This window comes from Peptoniphilus pacaensis (genome assembly GCF_900088125.1).
Taxonomy (GTDB): domain Bacteria; phylum Bacillota; class Clostridia; order Tissierellales; family Peptoniphilaceae; genus Aedoeadaptatus; species Aedoeadaptatus pacaensis.
On sequence record NZ_FLQT01000003.1, the window covers coordinates 1,663,847 to 1,684,838 of the forward strand.

The 20,992-nt window shown below is 48.8% G+C and carries 20 protein-coding genes; 18 read left to right on the forward strand and 2 right to left on the reverse strand.

Annotated elements, in window-relative coordinates; genetic code table 11:
- The first annotated feature begins 19 nt into the window (after window positions 1–19).
- The 6 genes from BN7444_RS08050 to BN7444_RS08075 are packed head-to-tail and all read left to right on the forward strand — an operon-like array spanning window position 20 to window position 5,613.
- Entirely contained in the window at window positions 20–373 is a 354-nt protein-coding gene (locus BN7444_RS08050) for an Asp23/Gls24 family envelope stress response protein (protein WP_068458035.1), read from the forward strand.
- Window positions 374–383: 10 nt separating this feature from the next.
- Window positions 384–2,024, forward strand: a complete 1,641-nt coding sequence (locus BN7444_RS08055) for a DAK2 domain-containing protein (protein ID WP_068458038.1) — start codon at window positions 384–386, stop codon at window positions 2,022–2,024.
- 37 nt (window positions 2,025–2,061) lie between these two features.
- Window positions 2,062–4,092 (forward strand): ATP-dependent DNA helicase RecG, encoded by a 2,031-nt coding sequence (gene recG, locus BN7444_RS08060; protein ID WP_068458040.1) that lies wholly within the window; start codon window positions 2,062–2,064, stop codon window positions 4,090–4,092.
- A 45-nt stretch (window positions 4,093–4,137) separates the two neighbouring features.
- A complete protein-coding gene (gene rsmD / locus BN7444_RS08065) occupies window positions 4,138–4,692 on the forward strand; it encodes a 16S rRNA (guanine(966)-N(2))-methyltransferase RsmD (RefSeq protein ID WP_068458041.1) in 555 nt (184 codons plus the stop codon).
- A 3-nt stretch (window positions 4,693–4,695) separates the two neighbouring features.
- Window positions 4,696–5,175 (forward strand): pantetheine-phosphate adenylyltransferase, encoded by a 480-nt coding sequence (gene coaD, locus BN7444_RS08070; RefSeq protein WP_068458043.1) that lies wholly within the window; start codon window positions 4,696–4,698, stop codon window positions 5,173–5,175.
- A gap of 3 nt (window positions 5,176–5,178) precedes the next feature.
- A complete protein-coding gene (locus BN7444_RS08075) occupies window positions 5,179–5,613 on the forward strand; it encodes an ATP synthase subunit B family protein (RefSeq protein WP_068458045.1) in 435 nt (144 codons plus the stop codon).
- Window positions 5,614–5,644: 31 nt separating this feature from the next.
- Here BN7444_RS08075 and BN7444_RS08080 read toward each other — a convergent pair whose 3' ends face one another.
- Window positions 5,645–6,766 carry a nucleotidyltransferase family protein gene (locus BN7444_RS08080; protein ID WP_068458047.1) on the reverse strand — a complete coding sequence of 374 codons (1,122 nt, stop codon included), beginning with the start codon at window positions 6,764–6,766 and terminating at the stop codon, window positions 5,645–5,647.
- A 92-nt stretch (window positions 6,767–6,858) separates the two neighbouring features.
- On the opposite strand from BN7444_RS08080, the gene BN7444_RS08085 reads away from it, so the two are divergent.
- The 3 genes from BN7444_RS08085 to rpmF all read left to right on the forward strand — a co-directional run bounded on the left by BN7444_RS08085 (window position 6,859) and on the right by rpmF (window position 8,830).
- Window positions 6,859–8,049 carry an acetate/propionate family kinase gene (locus BN7444_RS08085; protein ID WP_068458048.1) on the forward strand — a complete coding sequence of 397 codons (1,191 nt, stop codon included), beginning with the start codon at window positions 6,859–6,861 and terminating at the stop codon, window positions 8,047–8,049.
- 127 nt (window positions 8,050–8,176) lie between these two features.
- Window positions 8,177–8,623, forward strand: coding sequence for a YceD family protein (locus BN7444_RS08090; RefSeq protein ID WP_082941324.1), 447 nt, complete (start codon window positions 8,177–8,179; stop codon window positions 8,621–8,623).
- An 18-nt stretch (window positions 8,624–8,641) separates the two neighbouring features.
- On the forward strand, window positions 8,642–8,830 hold the full coding sequence (rpmF, locus tag BN7444_RS09190) for a 50S ribosomal protein L32 (RefSeq protein ID WP_077075207.1): 189 nt from the start codon (window positions 8,642–8,644) through the stop codon (window positions 8,828–8,830).
- Window positions 8,831–8,886: 56 nt separating this feature from the next.
- Here rpmF and BN7444_RS08095 read toward each other — a convergent pair whose 3' ends face one another.
- The gene (locus BN7444_RS08095) at window positions 8,887–10,116 is read right to left on the reverse strand and encodes an aminopeptidase (RefSeq protein ID WP_068458052.1); all 1,230 of its coding nucleotides are present in this window, start codon (window positions 10,114–10,116) and stop codon (window positions 8,887–8,889) included.
- A gap of 189 nt (window positions 10,117–10,305) precedes the next feature.
- Between BN7444_RS08095 and rpsB the strand changes: the two genes are divergently transcribed.
- The 9 genes from rpsB to BN7444_RS08140 all read left to right on the forward strand — a co-directional run bounded on the left by rpsB (window position 10,306) and on the right by BN7444_RS08140 (window position 20,940).
- A complete protein-coding gene (rpsB, locus tag BN7444_RS08100) occupies window positions 10,306–11,097 on the forward strand; it encodes a 30S ribosomal protein S2 (RefSeq protein WP_068458054.1) in 792 nt (263 codons plus the stop codon).
- Window positions 11,098–11,176: 79 nt separating this feature from the next.
- Window positions 11,177–11,821: a translation elongation factor Ts gene (tsf, locus tag BN7444_RS08105; protein ID WP_068458055.1), complete on the forward strand. Its 645-nt coding sequence runs from the start codon at window positions 11,177–11,179 to the stop codon at window positions 11,819–11,821.
- A gap of 13 nt (window positions 11,822–11,834) precedes the next feature.
- On the forward strand, window positions 11,835–12,542 hold the full coding sequence (gene pyrH, locus BN7444_RS08110) for a UMP kinase (RefSeq protein ID WP_068458056.1): 708 nt from the start codon (window positions 11,835–11,837) through the stop codon (window positions 12,540–12,542).
- 12 nt (window positions 12,543–12,554) lie between these two features.
- Window positions 12,555–13,115: a ribosome recycling factor gene (frr, locus tag BN7444_RS08115; protein WP_068458058.1), complete on the forward strand. Its 561-nt coding sequence runs from the start codon at window positions 12,555–12,557 to the stop codon at window positions 13,113–13,115.
- Window positions 13,116–13,165: 50 nt separating this feature from the next.
- Entirely contained in the window at window positions 13,166–13,879 is a 714-nt protein-coding gene (locus BN7444_RS08120; RefSeq protein WP_068458060.1) for an isoprenyl transferase, read from the forward strand.
- Window positions 13,880–14,650, forward strand: coding sequence for a phosphatidate cytidylyltransferase (locus tag BN7444_RS08125; RefSeq protein ID WP_068458062.1), 771 nt, complete (start codon window positions 13,880–13,882; stop codon window positions 14,648–14,650).
- A gap of 8 nt (window positions 14,651–14,658) precedes the next feature.
- Window positions 14,659–15,657, forward strand: a complete 999-nt coding sequence (gene rseP, locus BN7444_RS08130; protein WP_068458064.1) for an RIP metalloprotease RseP — start codon at window positions 14,659–14,661, stop codon at window positions 15,655–15,657.
- Between the two features lie 13 nt (window positions 15,658–15,670).
- On the forward strand, window positions 15,671–16,723 hold the full coding sequence (ispG, locus tag BN7444_RS08135) for a flavodoxin-dependent (E)-4-hydroxy-3-methylbut-2-enyl-diphosphate synthase (RefSeq protein ID WP_068458066.1): 1,053 nt from the start codon (window positions 15,671–15,673) through the stop codon (window positions 16,721–16,723).
- A complete protein-coding gene (locus BN7444_RS08140) occupies window positions 16,720–20,940 on the forward strand; it encodes a PolC-type DNA polymerase III (protein ID WP_245654211.1) in 4,221 nt (1,406 codons plus the stop codon). Before ispG ends, BN7444_RS08140 begins: the two co-directional genes overlap by 4 nt.
- Window positions 20,941–20,992: the final 52 nt, after the last annotated feature.

A 20,992-nucleotide genomic window follows, 5' to 3' on the forward strand; every position in this document is an offset into this window, starting at 1 on the left:
AGCGTAAAGGAGATATATTATGCAAGTAACAATCCCAAACGAAAAGGGCAATATTACCATAGATAATCAAGTGATCGCCACCATCGCAGGCATATCCGCCATGGAAAGCTATGGCGTCGTCGGCATGGCTTCTAAAAATGCGGCGGACGGTATTTTTCAATTACTGAAATTTGAAAATTTAACGCGAGGCATCGATGTGCACACGGAAAACGAACGGGTACACATTCAATTGCATGTCATCATCGAATTCGGCATTCGCATTTCTACCGTGGGACAAAATATTATTGATGCCGTTCAATTCAATGTAGAATCCTTAACCGGCTTAGATGTCGATGAAATCGAAGTTTTGGTCGAAGGAATACGAATGAACTAGAGGTAGGATTATGGATCAGATTACAATTGTAGAATTTAAGGAAGCACTGATCAGTGCTTCGAATTTTTTGGAAATAAATAAAGATCACGTCAACGACTTAAACGTCTTTCCCGTGCCCGATGGGGACACGGGGACCAATATGTCCAAGACGATTCACAGTGCGGTGAAACAAGTGGCGTCATCTAACGCCAAAGACCTGGCTACTTTAGCAACGGAGATGAGCCGCGGCGCCCTCATGGGCGCTCGGGGAAACAGCGGGGTTATTCTATCCCAACTTTTCAGAGGTTTCGCCGATGGCCTTCAAGGTCACGATACGATTACCGTGCCGGTATTGGCTCAGGCAATGAAGAGCGCATCGGAAATGACCTATCTCGCCGTCATGAAGCCCACGGAAGGAACCATTCTTACCGTAGGACGTGAAAGTGCCGATTTCGCCGTCAAACACGCGAAGAAATACAGCGATTTGATTTTATTCGGCGAAGCGGTATTGGAACGCGCCAAGGAATCTTTGGCCAATACGCCGAATCTTCTTCCCGTATTAAAAGAAGCGGGCGTCGTCGATGCCGGCGGCCAAGGCCTCGTCACCATTATGGAAGGGGCGCTGAAGGCTTTAAAAGGCGAAGGCATCTTAGGTGATGTGGAAGCGGAAGGCACTCAGGCAAAAGCTAAAACAGAGCGCCACGAAATTTCTACCGATGATATTAAATTCGGCTACTGCACGGAATTTATCGTTAACACCGAATCCAATCACGTCAACGATTTGAAGGAAGAGTTGATTCCCAGGGGCGACAGCTTAATCGTCGTCGGCGACGACAGCATGATTAAGGTCCATGTTCATACCAACGACCCGGGACTCGCCATTCAAAGTGCGTTGAAATTTGGCTTCTTAAAAGATATTAAAATCGACAATATGCGCCTGCAACACTCCGAGCGCCTGTTTACTGACTACGAAGTCAAAGAGGCTAAAGAGGCACCGGCTGAGCCTGCGGAAAAGAAGACCTATGGCTTCGTCTCCATCTGTGCCGGCAAGGGCATCGAAGAGATTTTCACCGAAGTCGGCGTGGATTACCTCGTGACCGGCGGACAAACGATGAATCCCAGCACGGAAGATATTCTCGCCGGCATCGATCGGGTTCATGCGGAACATGTTTTTGTCCTGCCCAACAACAGCAATATCTTCCTCGCGGCGGAAGCGGCAGCGGAAATTTCCGATAAAGACGTCATCGTGTTGAAGACACGCTCCATTCCCGAAGGCATCAACGCCTGCATCCACTTCATGCCCGATAAAAGCGTGGAAGAGAATGTGGAATCTATGATGGAAGCCGTCAACGACCTCACTACCGGTCAGGTGACCTATGCGGTTCGCGACACGGAAATGGACGGCATCGCTATTAAAAAAGGCGACTACATCGGCCTTTCCGGAAAGAAAATTCTGGCTAAGGGCCAATCCATTAACGAAACCACCGTCGAAATGATCGAAAAAATGGTGGACGAAGACGCCAGCTTTATCTCTCTCTACGCCGGAGAAGATGTCGGCGACGATGAGGCCGAAGAGCTGGAAGAAAAATTGGAAGAGGCCTTCCCCGACATGGATGTGGAAATCATGCGCGGCGAACAGCCCATTTACTATTATTTAATTTCAGTCGAGTGATAAGCAGGCGTAGGCCTGCTTTTTCATTGGAGGTTATATGGACCGGCATTCGAGCATCTTACAAATCAAGGGCATCGGCAAAAAAATCGCGGAAAAATTAAATAAAGCGTCCATTGAAACGGTGGAAGATCTGATCTATACTTTGCCCTATCGTTACGACGACGGCAGCGAGCTTCGAGATTTTTCTCATGCCGATTTTGAAAAGCCGGCCACTTATGCCGTGCGCCTTGTGGAGAAAAGGCCCCGTCGCTATTTAAAAAAAGGGCTGAGTATGCAGAGCTACGGCATTACCGACGGAACGCGGGAAGCGACCATGACCTTTTTTAATATGCCCTTTTTGGACAAGAGCCTGATCGTGGGGAAGGATTACTATATTTTCGGCAAGCCGAAGCTTTTCAGAAATCGCCTGGATTTTTCCACGCCGAAAATTTTTGACGAGTCGAAGCGAAAAGAGGCTTTAGCCATTACGCCGATCTACCCTCTCGTCAGCGGCATCGGACAAAAAACCATGGCGAAATACATTGGCGAAGCGCTGAACCAAGTGGACCTGCCTTCGGTGGTGCCTTCTTATTTACGCACGCGCTACGGCCTTTTGCCCGAGAAAGAAGCGCTTTGTAAGCTCCACGCACCGAAGACCTTAGGGGAAGGGAATACCGCCTTACAGTCTTTGATTTTTTCGGAGTTTCTTTGCTTTCAGCTGGCCCTGGGCCGCTTTCATCAAAACAGAAGCGAAGACGGTTTCTCTATGAAGAAGACCCATTTGGCGGAAGAAATTTTGGCGGAATTGCCCTTTCAATTGACGGAAGGGCAGGAGCAGGCGTGGAAGGATATTCAGCGTGACATGGCGTCTGAGACGCGCATGGAGCGTCTGGTTCAGGGGGATGTAGGCAGCGGCAAGACCGTCATCGCCTTTCTCGCCATGGCTACCTGCGTGGCATCGGGGCATCAGGCCCTTTTTATGGCGCCGACGGAAATTCTCGCCAAGCAACATTACGAAGAGACCTTCGATCTTTTTATGCCCCACGGCGTGCGCGTGGAGCTTTTGACGGGCAGCACGAAGGAAAGCAAGAAAAAAACCATTCGCGAAAATTTCGAAAGCGGCATCTGCGATATTATTATAGGCACCCATGCTTTGTTTAACGAAGACTTAAAAAGCGACCGCATCGGGCTTACTATCACCGACGAGCAGCACCGCTTCGGCGTCATGCAAAGGGAAGCCTTGCAGGAGAAGCAATCGAAGAGCGATCGGCTGATTATGACGGCGACGCCTATTCCCAGGAGCCTGGGCATCGTTATGTACGGCAATACAAAGATTTCGTCGATTCGAACCATGCCCAAGGGGCGAAAGGCCGTGGAGACGACGGTGGTCGACGAGGCGGGGCTGAAGAATAGTTATGATTTTATGGAGTCTTTCTTAAAAAGCGGGCAGCAGATTTACGTCGTGTGCCCCCTGATCGAAGAGAATCCGGACTTTCCTTTACACGCGGCTGAAACGGTTTACGACTATTTTTCGAAGGATCGCTTTAAGGATTATTCCGTGGCCCTGATTCACGGCCAACTGTCTGCGGAAGAGAAAAATCAAATCATGGAGGCCTTCCAAAAAAATGACGTGCAGATATTAATTTCCACCACCGTCATTGAAGTGGGGGTTAATGTCGTCAATGCCAATCTCCTCTTCGTCTACGATGCCGATCGATTCGGTCTCGCGACCTTGCATCAGCTTCGGGGCCGCGTCGGACGCGGGGATCAGAAGGCCTACTGCATTTTGCATAGCGATAATAAAAATCTAAAGTCCCGGCAGCGGTTGGGTATTATGGAAAGATCAAACGACGGTTTTTATATAGCGGAAGAAGATATGAAGCTGCGGGGCGGCGGGGATTTTTTCGGCACCCGCCAGTCGGGCACGGTCAGCTTCCGCGTCGGGGATCTGTTTGAAAACATGGACATTATGCGTTACGCAAAAGTAGAAGCCGACGCTATTTTGCAGGGCGGGCATTTAAACGAACGAGAAGAGCCGGAGCTTTTGCGTGCCGTGGAAGATTATGAAAGGCGAACGTTAGGGATTTAATTGGCAAGGGTGAGGGAATATGCTAAAATTTGAAGGGAAGTTATTATGCGCGTCATAGCAGGGGAGAAGAAGGGGCAGCGACTGAAAACGCCGAAAGGCGATCGCATTCGCCCGACAGAAGATCGCATTAAAGAAAATGTTTTTAATCTTCTCTACGGCCCCTTTAGCGGGGCGAAGGTATTGGATCTGTTCTCAGGCACCGGCCATATGGGGATCGAGTTTTTAAGTCGAGGCGCAAACTTCGCTTGGTTTTGCGATAATCATCGGGAAAGTATAGGAATTACTCGTGAAAATATCAGCATAACAGGGTATAATGAGAACAGTAAGGTCGTGGCCGGATCTTTCGAGGCGTGCTTGGACCTTGCCCGAATAGAAAATGTGACGTTCGACTACATATATGTCGATCCGCCGTATGCCAATAGAGATTTTTACGATCGCACGGCGTCTATCGTCGGGGTAGATCACTTATTGGCCCCCGGCGGCCGCATGGTGTTTGAGTCGCCGATAGACTATGATTTTTCCGACTACGAGCATTTTAAATTGGTGCGGCAAAAGGCCTACGGCAAGAAGATCATTTGGATTTATGAAAGTTGTGATTAGGATTTGAAAGTCATTTATGCCGGAAGTTTCGATCCCGTAACCTACGGGCACTTGGATATTATTCATCGGGCGAAGGCGATTTTCGGTGAAGTTATCGTCGCCGTGTTGAATAATAAAGATAAGTCCGGTTTTTTTACGGTGGAAGAGCGGCTCCGGCTGTTAAGAGAAACCCTTCAAGATGAAGAGGGCATTGAGGTGGACCACTTTGAAGGTCTCCTCGTCGATTATGCCAAGGAAAAAAATGTCGACGTCGTCGTTCGCGGTCTTCGGTCCAATCACGATTTCGAAAACGAATACACGGTGGCCATGGCCAATAAAAATTACGGAACCAATCTGGAGACGGTGTTTTTATTGACGACACAGGAGCATTTGTTTATCAGCTCTTCTCTCGCCAGAGAAGTTGCTTTGTTTAATGGAGATACGTCGCTGTTTGTACCCGATGTGGTCGGGGATGCAATGAAAGAAAAAATGAGAGGAAGGTAACTTATGGAAGTTATGCGTTACATCGAAGATTTAAAAGATTTATTGGAAGTGAGCTCCACCATTCCTTTGACGGGAAAAGTGATGGTCGATAAGGATGAAGTCAACGAACTTTTGAACCAAATCGAATCGCAATTTCCTCAAGATTTAGCCGAAGCTCAAAGCATTCGTGATCGCAAAGACGAAATTTTTGAAGAAGCCAATATGCAGGCAAAACAAATCGTTCAAGCGGCCCATGTGGAGGCACAAAAGCTGGTTAACGAAGACGAAATTACCCTCGCCGCCCAAGAACAGGCCAGAGAAATCATGAACCGTGCCGAAATTGAATCGGATCAAATTCGTCTCTCGGCCCGCGACTACGTGGACAATATGTTGGAAAACACGCAAGTGCATCTGTCCGATATGATTAAAACCATTAACGAAAACAGAAAAGAGCTTTAAAAAAACGGCCTAGCGCCGTTTTTTTCTTTGCTCAAAATCCCAGGTAATCCCGACCCATTTCCGTTCCCGTCAGAACGCTCCACAAATCCGTGGCCCGTTCTTCGAAAGAGAGAATCCGCTGTTGGTCGGCAGATGAATTTTTTATTTGTTTGTAATTGGTTAGAAGATTCGTGGAAGATGCTTTTGCCAGGCGCAGGTAGTCGGTGCCTTTTTTCGAAAATGCCAACACCTGATAGGTGTTTTGGTTTTCAATGGCAGCCCGGACGTTGACCCGGTCCATAGCTAGTAGGTGATGAAGCAAGAGTCTGGCGATGCGCCAACGGGAGTATCGCTTCGTCTTTGCCAGATCCAAAAAAGCATGAAAGTCCGTGGTGCTCCTGATCAGTTTATTAATCCGTTGATCGATGCCGATCTCGTAGCCGTCGCAAGGGGACAGATCGAGTTCCGAGGTTAAGATTGCGCTGCGATAAATTCGAAAAAGCCTGTCGCAAAGATCCGATTCCCGGTAAGCGGGTGCGGTTCCGGCACAATGGGCTTTGACCTCATGGGCATTTTTCTCGCTCATTTGGCGAAGGGCGGAGGCGGACAGGATGCCGGTTGATTCTTTTCTGTTTACCATCTTCAAGGGAATAGGCGAAGAGAGCTTCTTCAAACTTTTGTAATAGCCGTAAGCCAAGAGGGCGTTGGATTGAAAGAGCTGCGTCCACTCGGGGTCTTTTTCTGCAAAAGCTTTTTTATAAGCGGCGGCATAAGAGGAACCGTCGTTCATGGCATCTTTTAAACGGCTTTTAAAGGCCTCCGTCTGTTCATAATCGTACATGGCGGCAAAAACATCTTCGTCGCCGAACTCCGTGCCGCAGAAAACGGCATCGATGGCGGGAAGGCGCGTCGCCGCACACATGGCGCCGTAGGAAAAGAGTTCCCCGGCCGATGTGGCCGACTGCACCGGATGGGTAATCACCAGATCGACGCCCTGTGCGATTAAATCCTCAGCACGGCTAAATTTGTCGGTGACGACGGGAATACCCCTTTGGGTAAAGGAGCCGCTCATCAAGACGATCACCGAATAGCCTCGGTCTTTGGCACATTGAATTAAGTAGGTATGGCCGTAATGGAGAGGATTGGTCTCGGCCACAATCAGGGCGTAGGGCATGATTAAATCCTTTTCTGCTCTTTTCTTCGATAGGGAACAGTTATATGATATAATAACTACGGTCAAAATGAAAACGCATAAGGAGGAAATACATGAACATCTTAGTCATTAACTGCGGAAGTTCTTCTTTAAAGTACCAGTTAATCGATATGGAAGAAAAGAAGGTCCTGGCCAAGGGTTTGGCAGAACGTATCGGCATTGAAGGCGGTCGCGTAAAATACGAAGCAGCCGGCAAAGATGAAATCGTCATCGAAGAAAAACTTGCCGATCACAAAGCTGCCCTGAAAATCGTCTTGGATTCTTTACAACATGCTGAATACGGCGCAGTAAAGAGCTTGGACGAAATCGATGCCGTTGGCCACCGCGTCGTACACGGCGGTGAAGCATTTGCCCAATCGGTCATCATCGACGAAAAGGTCATGAAGGCCATTAACGACAATGTGGAAATCGCACCTTTGCACAACCCGCCGAACATTATCGGTATCGAAGCCTGCAAAGAAATTATGGGCGACGTTCCCATGGTCGCTGTCTTCGACACGGCTTTCCACCAAAGTATCCCGGCATTGAACTACATTTATGCCCTGCCTTATGAATACTACGAAAAATACAAAGTTCGTCGCTACGGCTTCCACGGCACCAGCCACCAATACATTACGGAACGTGCTGCCGACATGCTGGGCAAGAAGCTCGACGAAGTAAATTTAATTACCTGCCACTTAGGCAACGGCTCCAGCATCAGCGCCGTCGTCGGAGGCAAATGCTTCGACACTACCATGGGCTTTACGCCGCTTGAAGGTTTGGCCATGGGCACCCGTACCGGCGACATGGATCCCGCCATCGTTCCCTTCATTATGGACAAAGAAAACCTCAGCACCGAGGAAATGTCCAATGTCATGAACAAAAAGAGCGGCGTCTTAGGTATCAGCGGCGTTTCCAGCGACTTCAGAGACTTGGAAGAAGCAGCTGAAAAAGGCAACGACCGCGCCCAACTGGCTTTAGATATTTTTGAAAACCGCGTACGCAAATACATCGGCGCCTATTTAACCGAAATGGATCACTGCGACGGCATTATCTTTACCGCCGGTGTCGGTGAAAACTCCATTACCACGAGAGAACGCGTCATTAAGGGTTTAACCTCCTTAGGCGTTAAGATCGACGACGACAAAAACAATATGCGCGGCAAAGAAGCAGTTATCAGCACCGACGATTCTTCCATTCCCGTATTGGTCATCCCCACCAACGAAGAATTGAAGATCGCCATGGAAACGGCTAAACTCGTCTAAATTCCTTGACAGGAGATCATTACTTGTCATATAATAGCTTGCAGCAGTTTTAGAGGTGATACCTTTGCGTAGAGATTTTTCTGATTTTTTACAGGGAAGTGACATCCATAAACATGTCGAAGGGCAAATGATGAAAGAAGAGAGTCCCCTGGATGTTTCCGGATTGGGCTTAATCGATCCCATCGACTACGACATGGATATTTATAAGGTCGACAACGATTTGGAAGTCGACGTTCGCGTGGGTTATTCGTTCGAAAGCTGTTGTGATCGCTGTTTACAGCCGGTTGAAGAAACCGTAAAAAGCGAATCCCATATCGTCGTAACCACCGACGATAGCGAAGACGACGACGGCAATGTCCTTCTCGTGGAAGCACTGGATGAATTTCCTTTAGCGGAATTGATATTCTCGCAAGTGATAACATCTGTACCGAACAAGGTTTTGTGCGACGAAGATTGCAAGGGACTTTGTCCGGTTTGTGGTCAGGATTTAAATGAACACCCCGACCATCATTGTGAGTCGGAAGGCGTAAGCCCCTTTGAATCCTTAAAAAATTTATTTGATGAAAAAGCATGAAGATAGGGAGGTGTAGACATGGCAGTACCTAAGAGTAAAACTTCGAAACAACGTAAAAACAAAAGACGTGCATCTTCTTATCGTCTAAATAAAACGACTGTCGCTGAGTGCCCCAATTGCCACGAAGCGAAGTTACCCCACCGTATTTGCCCGAGCTGCGGCTACTACGATGGCAAAGAAGTTATCGCAACTTCTGAAGAAGTATAAGAAAAAAGCTTCCGATATTTCGGAAGCTTTTTTTGCGGGCACCTTCGGGTGTCCTTTTATTTTGCCCAATTCCCGTCGACGAAGATCGGGATCTCTTTTCCGTCCACCGTCCTTGCCGTAATGGAAAGATCCGGCGTACCTACCATGAAATCCACATGGGTCAGGCTGTCGTTGGCCCCTCGTTCCAACAGTTCCTCTTTACTTAAATCGCCGCTGTCTTTTAAACAGGTGGGGTAGGCCTTGCCCAGCGCCAAGTGGCAAGAGGCGTTTTCGTCGTACAAGGTGTTGTAAAACAGTTGATTGCGATTGGAAATGGGCGAGTCGTCGGGGACGAGTGCCACTTCGCCTAAGTGCTTGGCGCCGTCGTCCGTCTCAAGCAAATGGGCGAGAACATCCTTGCCTTTCTCGGCATCGAAGTCCACGACCCTACCATCTTCAAAGCGCAGCCAAAAGCCGTCGATGATGTTTCCGTTATATGCCAAAGGCATGGAGGCAAAGACGATGCCGTCGACGCCCTTGCGGTGGGGAAGGGTGAAGACTTCTTCCGTGGGAATGTTCGCCACGAAATAACGACCGTCGGGCAGATGGGAGCCGCCGCCGGCCCAAATGTGGCCTTCGGGCAAGGTGATGGTCAGATCCGTTCCCAATCCGTTTTTGTAGTGAAGGGAAGCGTAGGACGCTTCGGTGAGCTTCTTTGCGCGTCCGTCGATGGTTTCCATATGCTCTTCCCAATCAGCCAGCGGGTTTTCCGACACGCGGGACATGTCGAGTATGGCATCCCATAATTTTTTCACGGCCGCATCGGCTTCTAAGTCCGGATAGACTTTCATGGCCCAAGCCTTGGTTGCGATGCCGGCGACGGTCCAGGGATTTTCGTCTTTCATCATGGCTTCGGAATAAAAGCGCAGGGCCTTGCTCCGACTTCCGGAAGCCTTGTGCAGCTTCTTCGGATCGATTTGCTTGAGAAGGTCGGGATCCGAACCTGTGAATGACAAGAAGGCGGCGCCACGCTCTAAATAATGGCGATACTTGTCTTGTTCGAAATCCGGAACCGTATTTAAAACGTCGTCGGGAGCGCATTGGTATTTTAAAAGAACCAGATCGTCGTCGGACCAAATGACGTGGACATCTGCCGCACCGACCTCATAGGCGACGCGGGCGCAGGCGACGACGAGATCCCTTCCTTCCAGTGGACTACGGATCACTAAATCCTGTCCTTCCCTTAAAGAAACACCGGTCTTTATTAATAATTCAGCATAAGCTTGTAAGCGTTGTTCGAAATTCATAATTCCTCCTTTTACAGAAAAAGTATATCACAAGTTCGGGACAAAAAAGGAGAAAGGATTCTTGCATGCCCCCAGAGCCCATGTTATAATATATCGGTACAAATACGCACACAGTTTCAGAACAGGGCCGTTGCCTACGGGTCGTCCTGTCCATACGAACTGTGGAGGAAAAAAACAATTGGAGGAAATATGTCTGTAGTATCTATGAAGAGCCTGCTTGAAGCCGGCGTACACTTTGGTCACCAAACCAGAAGATGGAACCCGAAGATGAAGAAATACATCTTCACCGAACGTAACGGCATTTACATTATCGACCTGCAAAAAACCGTAGGTAAAATTGAAGAAGCCTACGACTTCGTTCGCGAAACCGTTGAAAACGGCGGACAAGTATTGTTTGTCGGCACGAAGAAACAAGCACAAGATGCCATTGAAAAAGAAGCAAAGCGTTGTGGAGAATTCTACATTAACCAACGTTGGTTAGGTGGTCTTCTTACCAACTACCAAACCATAAAGAAAAGAATCGCTCGTCTGAAAGATTTGGAAGAAATGGAAACAGACGGTCGTTTCGACGTTCTTCCCAAGAAGGAAGTTATCGGCCTTCGTCACGAAAGAGAACGTCTTGAAAAGTTCTTAGGCGGCATTAAAGACATGAACGGCCTGCCCGATGTTATGTATGTCGTCGATCCGAAGAAGGAAAACATCGCCGTTAAAGAAGCACAAAAGCTCGGCATTCCCATCGTCGGTATCTTGGATACTAACTGCGATCCCGATGAATTGGACTTCCCCATTCCCGGCAACGACGATGCCATTCGTGCCGTTAAGTTAATTACAGAAACCATGGCCAATGCCGTCCTCGAAGGAAAACAAGGGGCACAAGACCACGCGGAAGAAGAAGCTGAAGTGGCTGAAGAAGTAGAAGCAACCGAAGAAACTGAAAATCAAAACATGGACAGTGCGGCTGATACAAAAGAACAAGAATAAGGTAGATTATAAGAGTTCTAAGCCAATGGAACTCTTATTTTTTTGAAGATGTGATTCATAATTGAAAGGGGATAGTAAAATGGAAATTACTGCAAAAATGGTTAAAGAACTGAGAGACAAATCCGGCGCCGGCATGATGGACTGCAAGAAGGCTTTAAAGGAATCCGACGGCGATATCGATCGCGCTGCCGACATTCTCAGAGAACAAGGCTTGAGCAAGGTCGCTAAGAAGAGCAGCCGTATTGCAGCTGAAGGCATCGTCGAAAGCTACATCCACAACAATCGCATCGGCGTGCTGATCGAAGTCAACTCCGAAACCGACTTCGTCGCCAAGAACGAAGACTTCAGAGAATTCGTTCGCGACATGGCCATGCAAGTAGCAGCTGCCAATCCGAAATACGTCACCCGCGAAGAAGTGCCCCAAGAAGAATTGGATCACGAACGTTCCGTATTAAAGGAACAAGCTTTAAACGAAGGCAAACCCGAAAAGATCGTAGAAAAAATGGTCGAAGGCCGTTTAGAAAAATTCTACAAAGAAATCGTCTTATTGGATCAACCCTTTATTAAAGACGGCGACAAGAGCGTCAACGATCTGTTAACCGAACTCATCGCAAAGATTGGTGAAAAGATCAGCATTCGTCGTTTCTGCCGCTATGAAGTCGGTGAAGGCTTAGAAAAACGCAACGAAGACTTCGCCGAAGAAGTTGCAAAACAAATGCAATAATCGGACCGCGACCATGGAACCTAAATATAAGCGAATCGTCTTAAAACTCAGCGGGGAAGCCATGGCGGGTGAAAAAGGAATCGGCATCGATTCTTCCGTCGTCCGGCTTTTCGCTTCAGAAATCAAGCGTATTTCCGAAGCCGGCGTGGAAACTTGTATCGTCGTCGGCGGCGGCAACTTTTGGCGCGGCCGCGACAGTAAAGAAATGGATCGTGCCACATCCGATTACATGGGGATGTTGGGAACGGTAATGAATGCCCTGGCCCTTCAAGATGCCTTGGAGCAAATGGAAGTGGTGACGCGGGTCATGACGGCCATCGAAATGAAACAAGTGGCCGAGCCCTATATTCGTCGCCGCGCCATTCGTCACCTTGAAAAAGGACGCGTGGTTATCTTCTCAGGCGGCATAGGCAATCCCTATTTCTCCACGGACACCACGGCGGCCCTCCGTGCAGCTGAAATCGACGCGGAAGTCATTTTGCTGGCGAAAAAAGGCGTGGACGGTATTTACGACTCCGACCCCAATGTCTATGAAGACGCCGTAAAATTTGACAACTTGACTTATTTCGATATTTTAAGCAAGAATTTAAAAATTATGGACTCGACAGCCACTTCTCTATGCATGGAAAATGAAATTCCCCTACTTGTCTTCGGCATCGACGAATCGAACAATCTGTACGATGCGGCCATGGGCAAGGAGCTGGGAACCCGTGTGGAATAAGGAGGATTTTGTATGGATTTTAGCGAAATCAAAAAAGAAGTTCAAACCAAAACGCAAAAGACTGCCGATCGCTTAAAGGAAGAGTTGGCATCTATTCGTGCCGGTCGCGCCAATCCCTCTCTTTTAGACCGAATCACCGTAGAAGCTTACGGCCAACAAACGCCCTTAAACCAAGTTGCCGGCATTACGGCACCGGAAGCGCGCTTGTTAACCATTCAACCTTGGGACGCATCCTTGATTCCGGCCATTGAAAAAGAGATTCTAAAATCCGATTTGGGTTTAAATCCTTCCAACGACGGTAAATTAATCCGTCTGGCGATTCCTCAACTGACGGAAGAGCGACGCAAGGACATGATTAAGGTCGTGGGAAAAGATGCGGAGCAATCGAAAATTGCCGTTCGTAACATTCGTCGCGACGCCATCGATATAGTAAAAAAAGCGGAAAAGAGCAAGGAAATTTCGGAAGATGATCTGAAAGATTATGAAGAAGAAATTCAAAAACTTATCGACGCCGCTATCAAAAACATCGATGCCATTGCCAAGACGAAGGAAGACGAATTACTTGAAATTTAAATACAATTGAATAGAGCCCCTTAGGGGGTTCTTTCTTTTTAGGAGAAATCATGGATTCTGCAAAAAAAGAAATGCCGAAACACATCGGCATTATTATGGACGGAAACGGTCGTTGGGCAAAAAAACGAAATTTGCCCCGCACCTTCGGCCATAAAGAAGGCGTAAAGCGAGTGATAGAAATCGTCAAAGCCTGCTACAAATTAAATATTCCCTATCTCTCCCTGTATGCTTTTTCCACAGAGAATTGGAAACGGCCCGAGCAGGAAGTGTCCAATCTCATGTTTTTGCTGCGCTCATTTATCGATCAGTATCTGGACGAATTGTGTGAAAACGGGGTGAAGCTGAACATCATGGGCGACGTATCGGCTCTGGGAGATAAGACGAGAGAGATGGTAATGGGCGCCGTGAAGCGTACGGAATCCAATAAAGATCTCGTACTGAACATTGGTCTGAATTACGGCGGACAAGACGAAATCCTTCGTGCGGCAAAGTCTTTGGCTCAAAAAGTTGAAGCGAAAGAAATCAACCTCGATGCCATCGACAAAGAGGCATTTGAACGAGAGCTCTACACGAAAAATCAGCCGCCCTTGGATCTTTTGATTCGTCCCAGCGGGGAGTTGCGTGTCAGCAATTTTATGCTCTGGCAGCTGGCCTATGCGGAATTCTGGTTTTCGGATATTTTATGGCCCGACTTTACCGAAGAAACATTAAAAAGTGCCATCGACGATTACCAATGTAGAAACAGGCGATTTGGAGGCGTATAATTGAGCAATCTATTAAAACGTACGATAACGGCACTGGTTCTTATTGCGCTCTTGGTCACGATTTTATATTTTGGCGGCAGGGTGCTGCAAATTGCCGTGCTCTTATTCTCCCTGGAGCTGTCCAGGGAGCTGATTGCCGCCTTTAAGCATAAGGGCAATCACATTCCGGAGCATTACATTTTGCTCGCCTGTGCTTTCCACTTTGTGGTATTTGAATTCGATTGGCCATGGTTTGTCGCATTTACCATACCCATGTTCTTCTTAATTCTCTATTATTTAAAAGAAGATGAATTTTCCATCGAGGACATGGGCATTTCCGTCTTAATCCTTATCTATGTGCCCACCTTTTTGTTTCCCATTATGTCTCTGGACAAGACTCGTTACTTGTATCTGGTCTTCGTTATATCCATTGCCACGGACACCTTTGCCTATTTAACGGGCATGGCCTTCGGGAAACACAAGCTCTGCCCATCCATCAGCCCGAATAAAACCGTTGAAGGCGCCTTGGGTGGGGTGATAGGCACATTGATTTGCGGATTGATCTATTGTCTAATTTTTAATATTGAAATTAACTTCGTTCACGGGCTTTTTATCGGCCTCGCTTCGGTGACGGCACAGCTCGGCGATTTATTTGCATCGAAAATTAAACGCACGACGGGCATTAAAGACTTCGGAAAATTCCTTCCCGGTCACGGCGGATTTATGGATCGATTCGACAGTATGTTATTAATCATTCCCATGATCTATATCTTATTCCGTTTTGCCCTTTAGGAGGTTTTATGTCAACCTTATTAGGTTCACTATTTGTCTTTATATTAATCATAGCCATTCATGAATTCGGCCACTTTGCCGTGGCCAAAGCCGTGGGTATTCGAGTCAACGAATACGCCATCGGCATGGGCCCCTTAATTTTTAAAAAACAAAAAGGTGAGACCCAGTACAGCCTTCGGGCCCTGCCCATCGGCGGCTATGTGGCCATGGAAGGGGAGGAATCGGCATCTGACGACCCCAGGTCTTTTAATAATGCAAGCCTTTGGAAACGGGCGGCGGTGATCGTTAGCGGTGCCGGAATGAATTTCGTCCTGGCCATCGTCGCCTTTTCCCTGTTTTTACTGATCACGGGCTATCCTACCCGCACCGTCGATAAAGTGCTTCCCAAATCCCCTGCGGCAGAAGCGGGGATAAAGACCGGCGATGTGATTCACACCATCGACGGAAAAGTTGTCGAAGATTGGGACGCATTTTCCGAAAAGGTGGCGGCATCGAAAAAGACCTTGACCATCGGCGTTCGTCGCAATGGCGAGGACTTGTCCTTTTCCGTCACGCCGGTGGAAAAAGAAGGTCGGCCTATCGTCGGCATTCAACCGACGAACAAGAAAGAACCGATCAAAGCCATTGGCGACGGCTTCGCCATGACCGGGAAGACCGTCGTGACGATTTTCGATGTCTTAGGCAAATTGTTTTCCGGCAAGCTCGGCGTCGATAATCTCTCAGGGCCGGTGGGCGTGGTAAAAGTCATCGGCGACTCGGTGAAATACGGATTCGGCTCCCTGCTCTTTATTACGGCTTATATTTCGGCGAATTTAGGCTTTATGAACCTGCTCCCAATCCCCGCCCTCGACGGTGGAAAGCTTGTCTTCCTACTCATCGAAGGCATCACGGGTAAGCCCGTCAATGAAAGGGTGGAACAGGGCCTGTCCGTAGCAAGCTTTGTTTTATTATTCAGCCTAATGATTTACGTGACGATTTTCGGCGACATCGCGCGTTTTTTACACTAGAAAGGACGACAAGGTGGCAAAGTACACGAAGCAAATTTCAGTCGGCGACGTTTTAATCGGCGGCGGCGCCCCGATTAGCATTCAGTCCATGACGAACACGAAGACGAAAGATGCGATTTCGACCATCGATCAGATTCTTCGATTGGAAAAGGCAGGATGCGATATTATTCGCGTGGCGGTCAACGACGAGGAAGATGCGAAAGCGTTGGATAAAATCATTCCCGCCATCGCCATTCCGGTCATCGCCGACATTCAATTCGACTATCGCCTGGCCCTATACGCTCTGGAACACGGCGTCCACGGCCTGCGCATCAATCCCGGAAACATCGGCGAAGAATGGAAGGTAAAGGAAGTGGCAGAGGCGGCGAATGCAAGAAACGTCTCCATTCGTATCGGCGTCAATTCCGGATCCGTAAAGCCTTCCTTCATCGAAAGGTACCACGGCGTCAATCCAAAGTCTATTGTGGAATCGGCATTGGAAGAGATCGCCACCTTGGAAAAATTCGGCTTCGACTCCATTAAGGTTTCTTTGAAATCTTCCGACGTTCGCCAGTCTATCGAAAGCTATCGCGAGTTTTCAAAAGTGTCCGATTACCCGCTCCATCTCGGTATTACCGAGGCAGGCGCCGCCTTAAACGGCATCGTCAAATCGGCCGTGGGCATGGGAACCTTGCTGGAAGAAGGCATCGGCGATACCATGCGCGTCTCCTTGACGGGGGATCCCGTAGATGAAGTCTATTGTGCCAAGGCCATATTGAAGAGCCTGGATCTCAGACAAGAGGGGATCGACATCGTCGCCTGTCCCACCTGCGGCCGCACGGAAATCGACTTAATCAACATCGTTGAAGAAGCGGAAGAGCGCTTTAAGGCTCTGGATTATGAAGGCAAGATCGCCATTATGGGTTGCCGCGTCAACGGCCCCGGCGAAGCACAGGAAGCGGATTACGGCATTACCGGCGGAAACGGACGAGGCGTCATCTTTAAAAAGGGAAAAGTGATAAAAACCGTGCCGGAAGCCGAGCTCTTAGACGCTCTTATCGACTTAATAGAAAGGGATCATCGGTGATCAATCAAGAAAAGCATCCATCAGAGCGCGCCCTGATGGATTTTATTTTAAATCATTCCATACCTTTCAAAAAGCTCGTCTATAACAGAGACAGATCCGCTTTAAATTTGCACTTCAACTGTGAAGAAGGGGATTGGAGCGACGACTTCGCACAACTTGTGGCAGAATGTTACCCCACATTGGCCGTTAAGATGTTTTACTTGGAAAAGAAAAAGGAGCTGCCGTCCTATACGGAAGACGAGATCTATGATTTTTTAAAGACGTCGATTATTTCTTCCGGCGCTTGGCTCGAGAGAGGATGCTTCTCCTTAAAAGAGAGCCACATCACCCTTCAGGTACCGAATGCCACCGTGGAAAAGACAGTCCTTTCCATGGGCATTGAAAGCCGCTTGGAGGAAATAACCGGACGCCATTACTTCCTGGAATGCTGCTGCTCGGAAGAGGGCTGTGAATTAAAAGCCTTAGAGGAGATGATCGAAAGCGAAGAGTCGGTTTTCTGCAACGATTTTAAAATTGAAACGCCGACGGCCGTCCAAGCGCCTGCGAAAAACGAGGACGAAGTTTACAGCTTCGGCAAGAATAAATTCGAAGCGCCGACTCCTCTCAATCAGTGCAGACTCGGCGAGACGGTGACGATTACGGGCTCTGTCTTCGATTTCGACGCCCGACCCATTAAAAATGACAAAACCCTGTTTATCCTGTCGATTTACGACGGCACGGACAGTACGACGGTAAAGGCTTTCGCCAAAAACAAAGAAGCCGATGCCTTCGCCGGGACCTTCTCCAAAGGCAAGACCGTGTCCGTTCACGGGAAGTACGATTTCGACAGCTTCGACAAGCGGGAGTGCATGGTGGCAAAAAACATCAAGCTGTCCCCCGCGCCGAAGCGCGTCGATAGAAACGAACGCAAGCGTATCGAACTTCACGTCCATACGAAGATGAGCAATATGGACGGCACCAACACCATCGGCGATTTCGCCAAGCAGGCCAAGGCCTGGGGCCACGAGGCCATCGCCATTACCGACGACAATGTGGTGCAGGGCTATCCGGACGCCATGAATGCGGCTAAGAAAAACGACATACGCATACTTTATGGCATCGATGCCGATGTGGTGGACGACGAGGAACTTATTTATAAAAATCCGGCGCAGGTCGATCACGGAACCGGTTACGTGGTTTTTGACTTGGAGACTACGGGTTTTTCGCCGCGCTACGACGAAGTCACGGAAATCGGCGCCGTAAAAATCGAAGACGGGCGCATCACCGAACGCTTTTCAACCTTCGTCAATCCCATGCGGCCCATTCCGGAAAGGGTGGTGGAGCTTACCAATATTACGGACGAGATGGTAGCGAATGCGGACCCCATCGACGTGGTCCTACCGAAATTCGAGACCTTTATCGGCGATTGTATTTTGGTAGCACACAATGCTTCTTTCGACTCCCGATTTATCGAATACAGACGGAAGGGGAAGGCGCCCTATCCCACCATCGACACCTTGCTCTTGGCTCGGTCCTTGGATATTCAGGTGAAGAATTTTCGATTGGGCACGCTGGCGAAGCGCTTCGGCATCAATTTGCAGGGCGCTCACCGGGCCGTCAACGACGCCGAGGCCACGGCGGAATTATTTTTGCAACTGCAACGGCTGACGGAAAAGTGCGGCGTCGAAAAGCCCGACGACCTAAACACATTGAAACCCGAAGGGCCGGAAAAATCTTTCCCCGCTAAAATGACCATATTCCCGAAAAATCTGGAAGGCCTTACAGCCATGTACCATTTGGTTTCAAGCTCTCACATGGATCATTTTTTCCGTACGGCCCGTATGCTCCGTTCGGAAGTCTTAAAAAATAAAGAGAACTTTATCATCGGATCCGGGGGAGAAGAGGGCGAGTTGATCGATGCCTATTTGCGCGGTGCAGAAGAAAGGGAGCTAAAGCATATCGCTTCGAATTTCGACTACATCGAAGTGGCGCCGCCGAAACGTTACGGCAAGGCCTATGCCGATGGCCTATTAAGAAATGAAGACGACGCCCGGGAAATGATTTTGGATTTAATCAAGCTGGCAAAAGAACTGGATATCCCCGTCGTCGCCTCTTCCGACGTGCGTTACCTAAACGAAGACAACGCGGAATTTCTTCAAATACTTGAGCATTCGAAATTCCGGGGCCGCCCCTTTACAAATAAGGGCGCATACTTTATGACCACCGACGAAATGCTCGATGCCTTTTCCTTTTTGGGAGAAGAGGCCGAAGCCATCGTCATCGACAATCCGAAGAAGATCGCTGATTCCATCGACGTGTTTCCTCCGATTCCATCGGGAAAATATCCGCCGAAAATTAAAAATGCCGACGTAGATTTAAAGGCCGACGCATTTAAACGGGCGAAAGATATATACGGCGATCCACTGCCGAAAATCGTAGAGGACCGTTTAAACACGGAACTTGAAAGCATTATTGGAAACGGCTACGCGGTCATGTATAAAATCGCTCAGCAGCTGGTGCAAAAATCAAACGACGACGGCTATTACGTCGGCTCTCGGGGCTCCGTAGGCTCCTCCTTTGTCGCCACAATGACCGGCATTACGGAAGTCAATCCCCTCATGCCTCACTACGTTTGTGGTAACTGTCAATATAGCGAGTTTATCGACGACGGTAAGGTAAGCACGGGCTTCGACTTGCCGAAAAAGAATTGCCCGGTCTGCGGCGAGCCCTTGATTCGCGAAGGACATAAGATTCCATTCGAAGTCTTCCTGGGCTTTTACGGCGACAAGGAACCGGATATCGACTTAAACTTTGCCGGCGAGTATCAGCCCACGGCCCACAAATTTATCGAGGATTACTTCGGCGAAGGCTACGTCTTCCGCGCCGGCACTATCGGCACCTTGGCGGAGAAAACCGCCTTCGGCTTGGTGAAGAAATTCATCGAAGAAAATGACATTCAGAAAAACCCCGTGGAGATCTTGCGACTGGCCAAGGGCATCGAAGGGGTGAAGCGCACCAGTGGACAACACCCGGGCGGCATTATGATCGTGCCGAAGGACGAAGACATCCACCACTTTACGCCGATTCAGTATCCGGCGGATGAGAAGAAGAAAAACGTCATTACCACCCACTTCGACTACCACTCCATCAGTGAAAATATTTTAAAGCTGGACATTCTCGGCCACGATGCGCCGTCCATCCTGCGTATGCTGGAAGATTTAACCGGCGTTCCCATGGAAAGCATCGACCTGAACGATCCCGATGTCATGAGTTTATTTACCTCCACGGATGCATTAAAGGTGGACGAAACACTCTTCACTTCCCCGACGGGGACATTGGGGATTCCCGAGTTCGGGACGGATTTCGTCGTGCGCATGCTTATGGACACGAAACCGTCGACCTTCGGCGAGCTGGTGAATATTTCCGGCCTTTCCCACGGCACCGACGTGTGGACGGGCAACGCCCAGGACCTTGTGCACTCCAATAAGGCCACCATATCGGAAGTTATCAGTACCCGGGAAGACATAATGAACTACCTCATCGTCGCCGGTGCGGAAAACAAAGTGGCCTTCGATACCATGGAGGCGGTGCGAAAAGGTCGCGGCCTTCCTGAAAAATACATGGACGTCTTAAAGACCTTGGATGTGCCGAGTTGGTATTTCGAAAGCTGCGAAAAGATCAAGTACATGTTCCCCCGGGCCCACGCCGTGGCCTATGTTATGACCAGTATTCGCATCGCCTGGTATAAAGTCCATTACCCTCTGGCATTTTACGCCGCTTACTTTACGACCAAGCTGTCGGACCTAAACGGCGATCTGCTGATCGGCGGCATCGACAGCATTAAAAAACGGATGGAATGGATCGAAAACAATGACGAGGCGACCAAGGCGGAATTATCCGAAATACCCATTCTGCGCGTCGTCATGGAAATGATGGCGAGGGGCTATGCCTTTGAGCCCATCCACCTGGGCGTGTCCCATTACGAAAAGTTTTATGTCTACGAAGGAAAGGTGCTTTTGCCCATCAGTTCCCTTCAGGGAATCGGACGCACGGTGGCGAAAGAAATTTACGAAGCCGTTGCTGAACAGGAATTTCTTTCCGTAGAAGATATGATGAAGCGGACCGGCGCTTCCAAAACTGTCGTGGAGACCTTAAAAGCACACGGCGCCCTCAGGGGAATCCCGCAAGATAACCAGTTAAGCATCATGGATCTTATTGGCGATACCGGCAAAATGTGATATACTAAAGAAAAGATAGACGAGTAGAACTAGAGTGGGTCCACCACTCTAG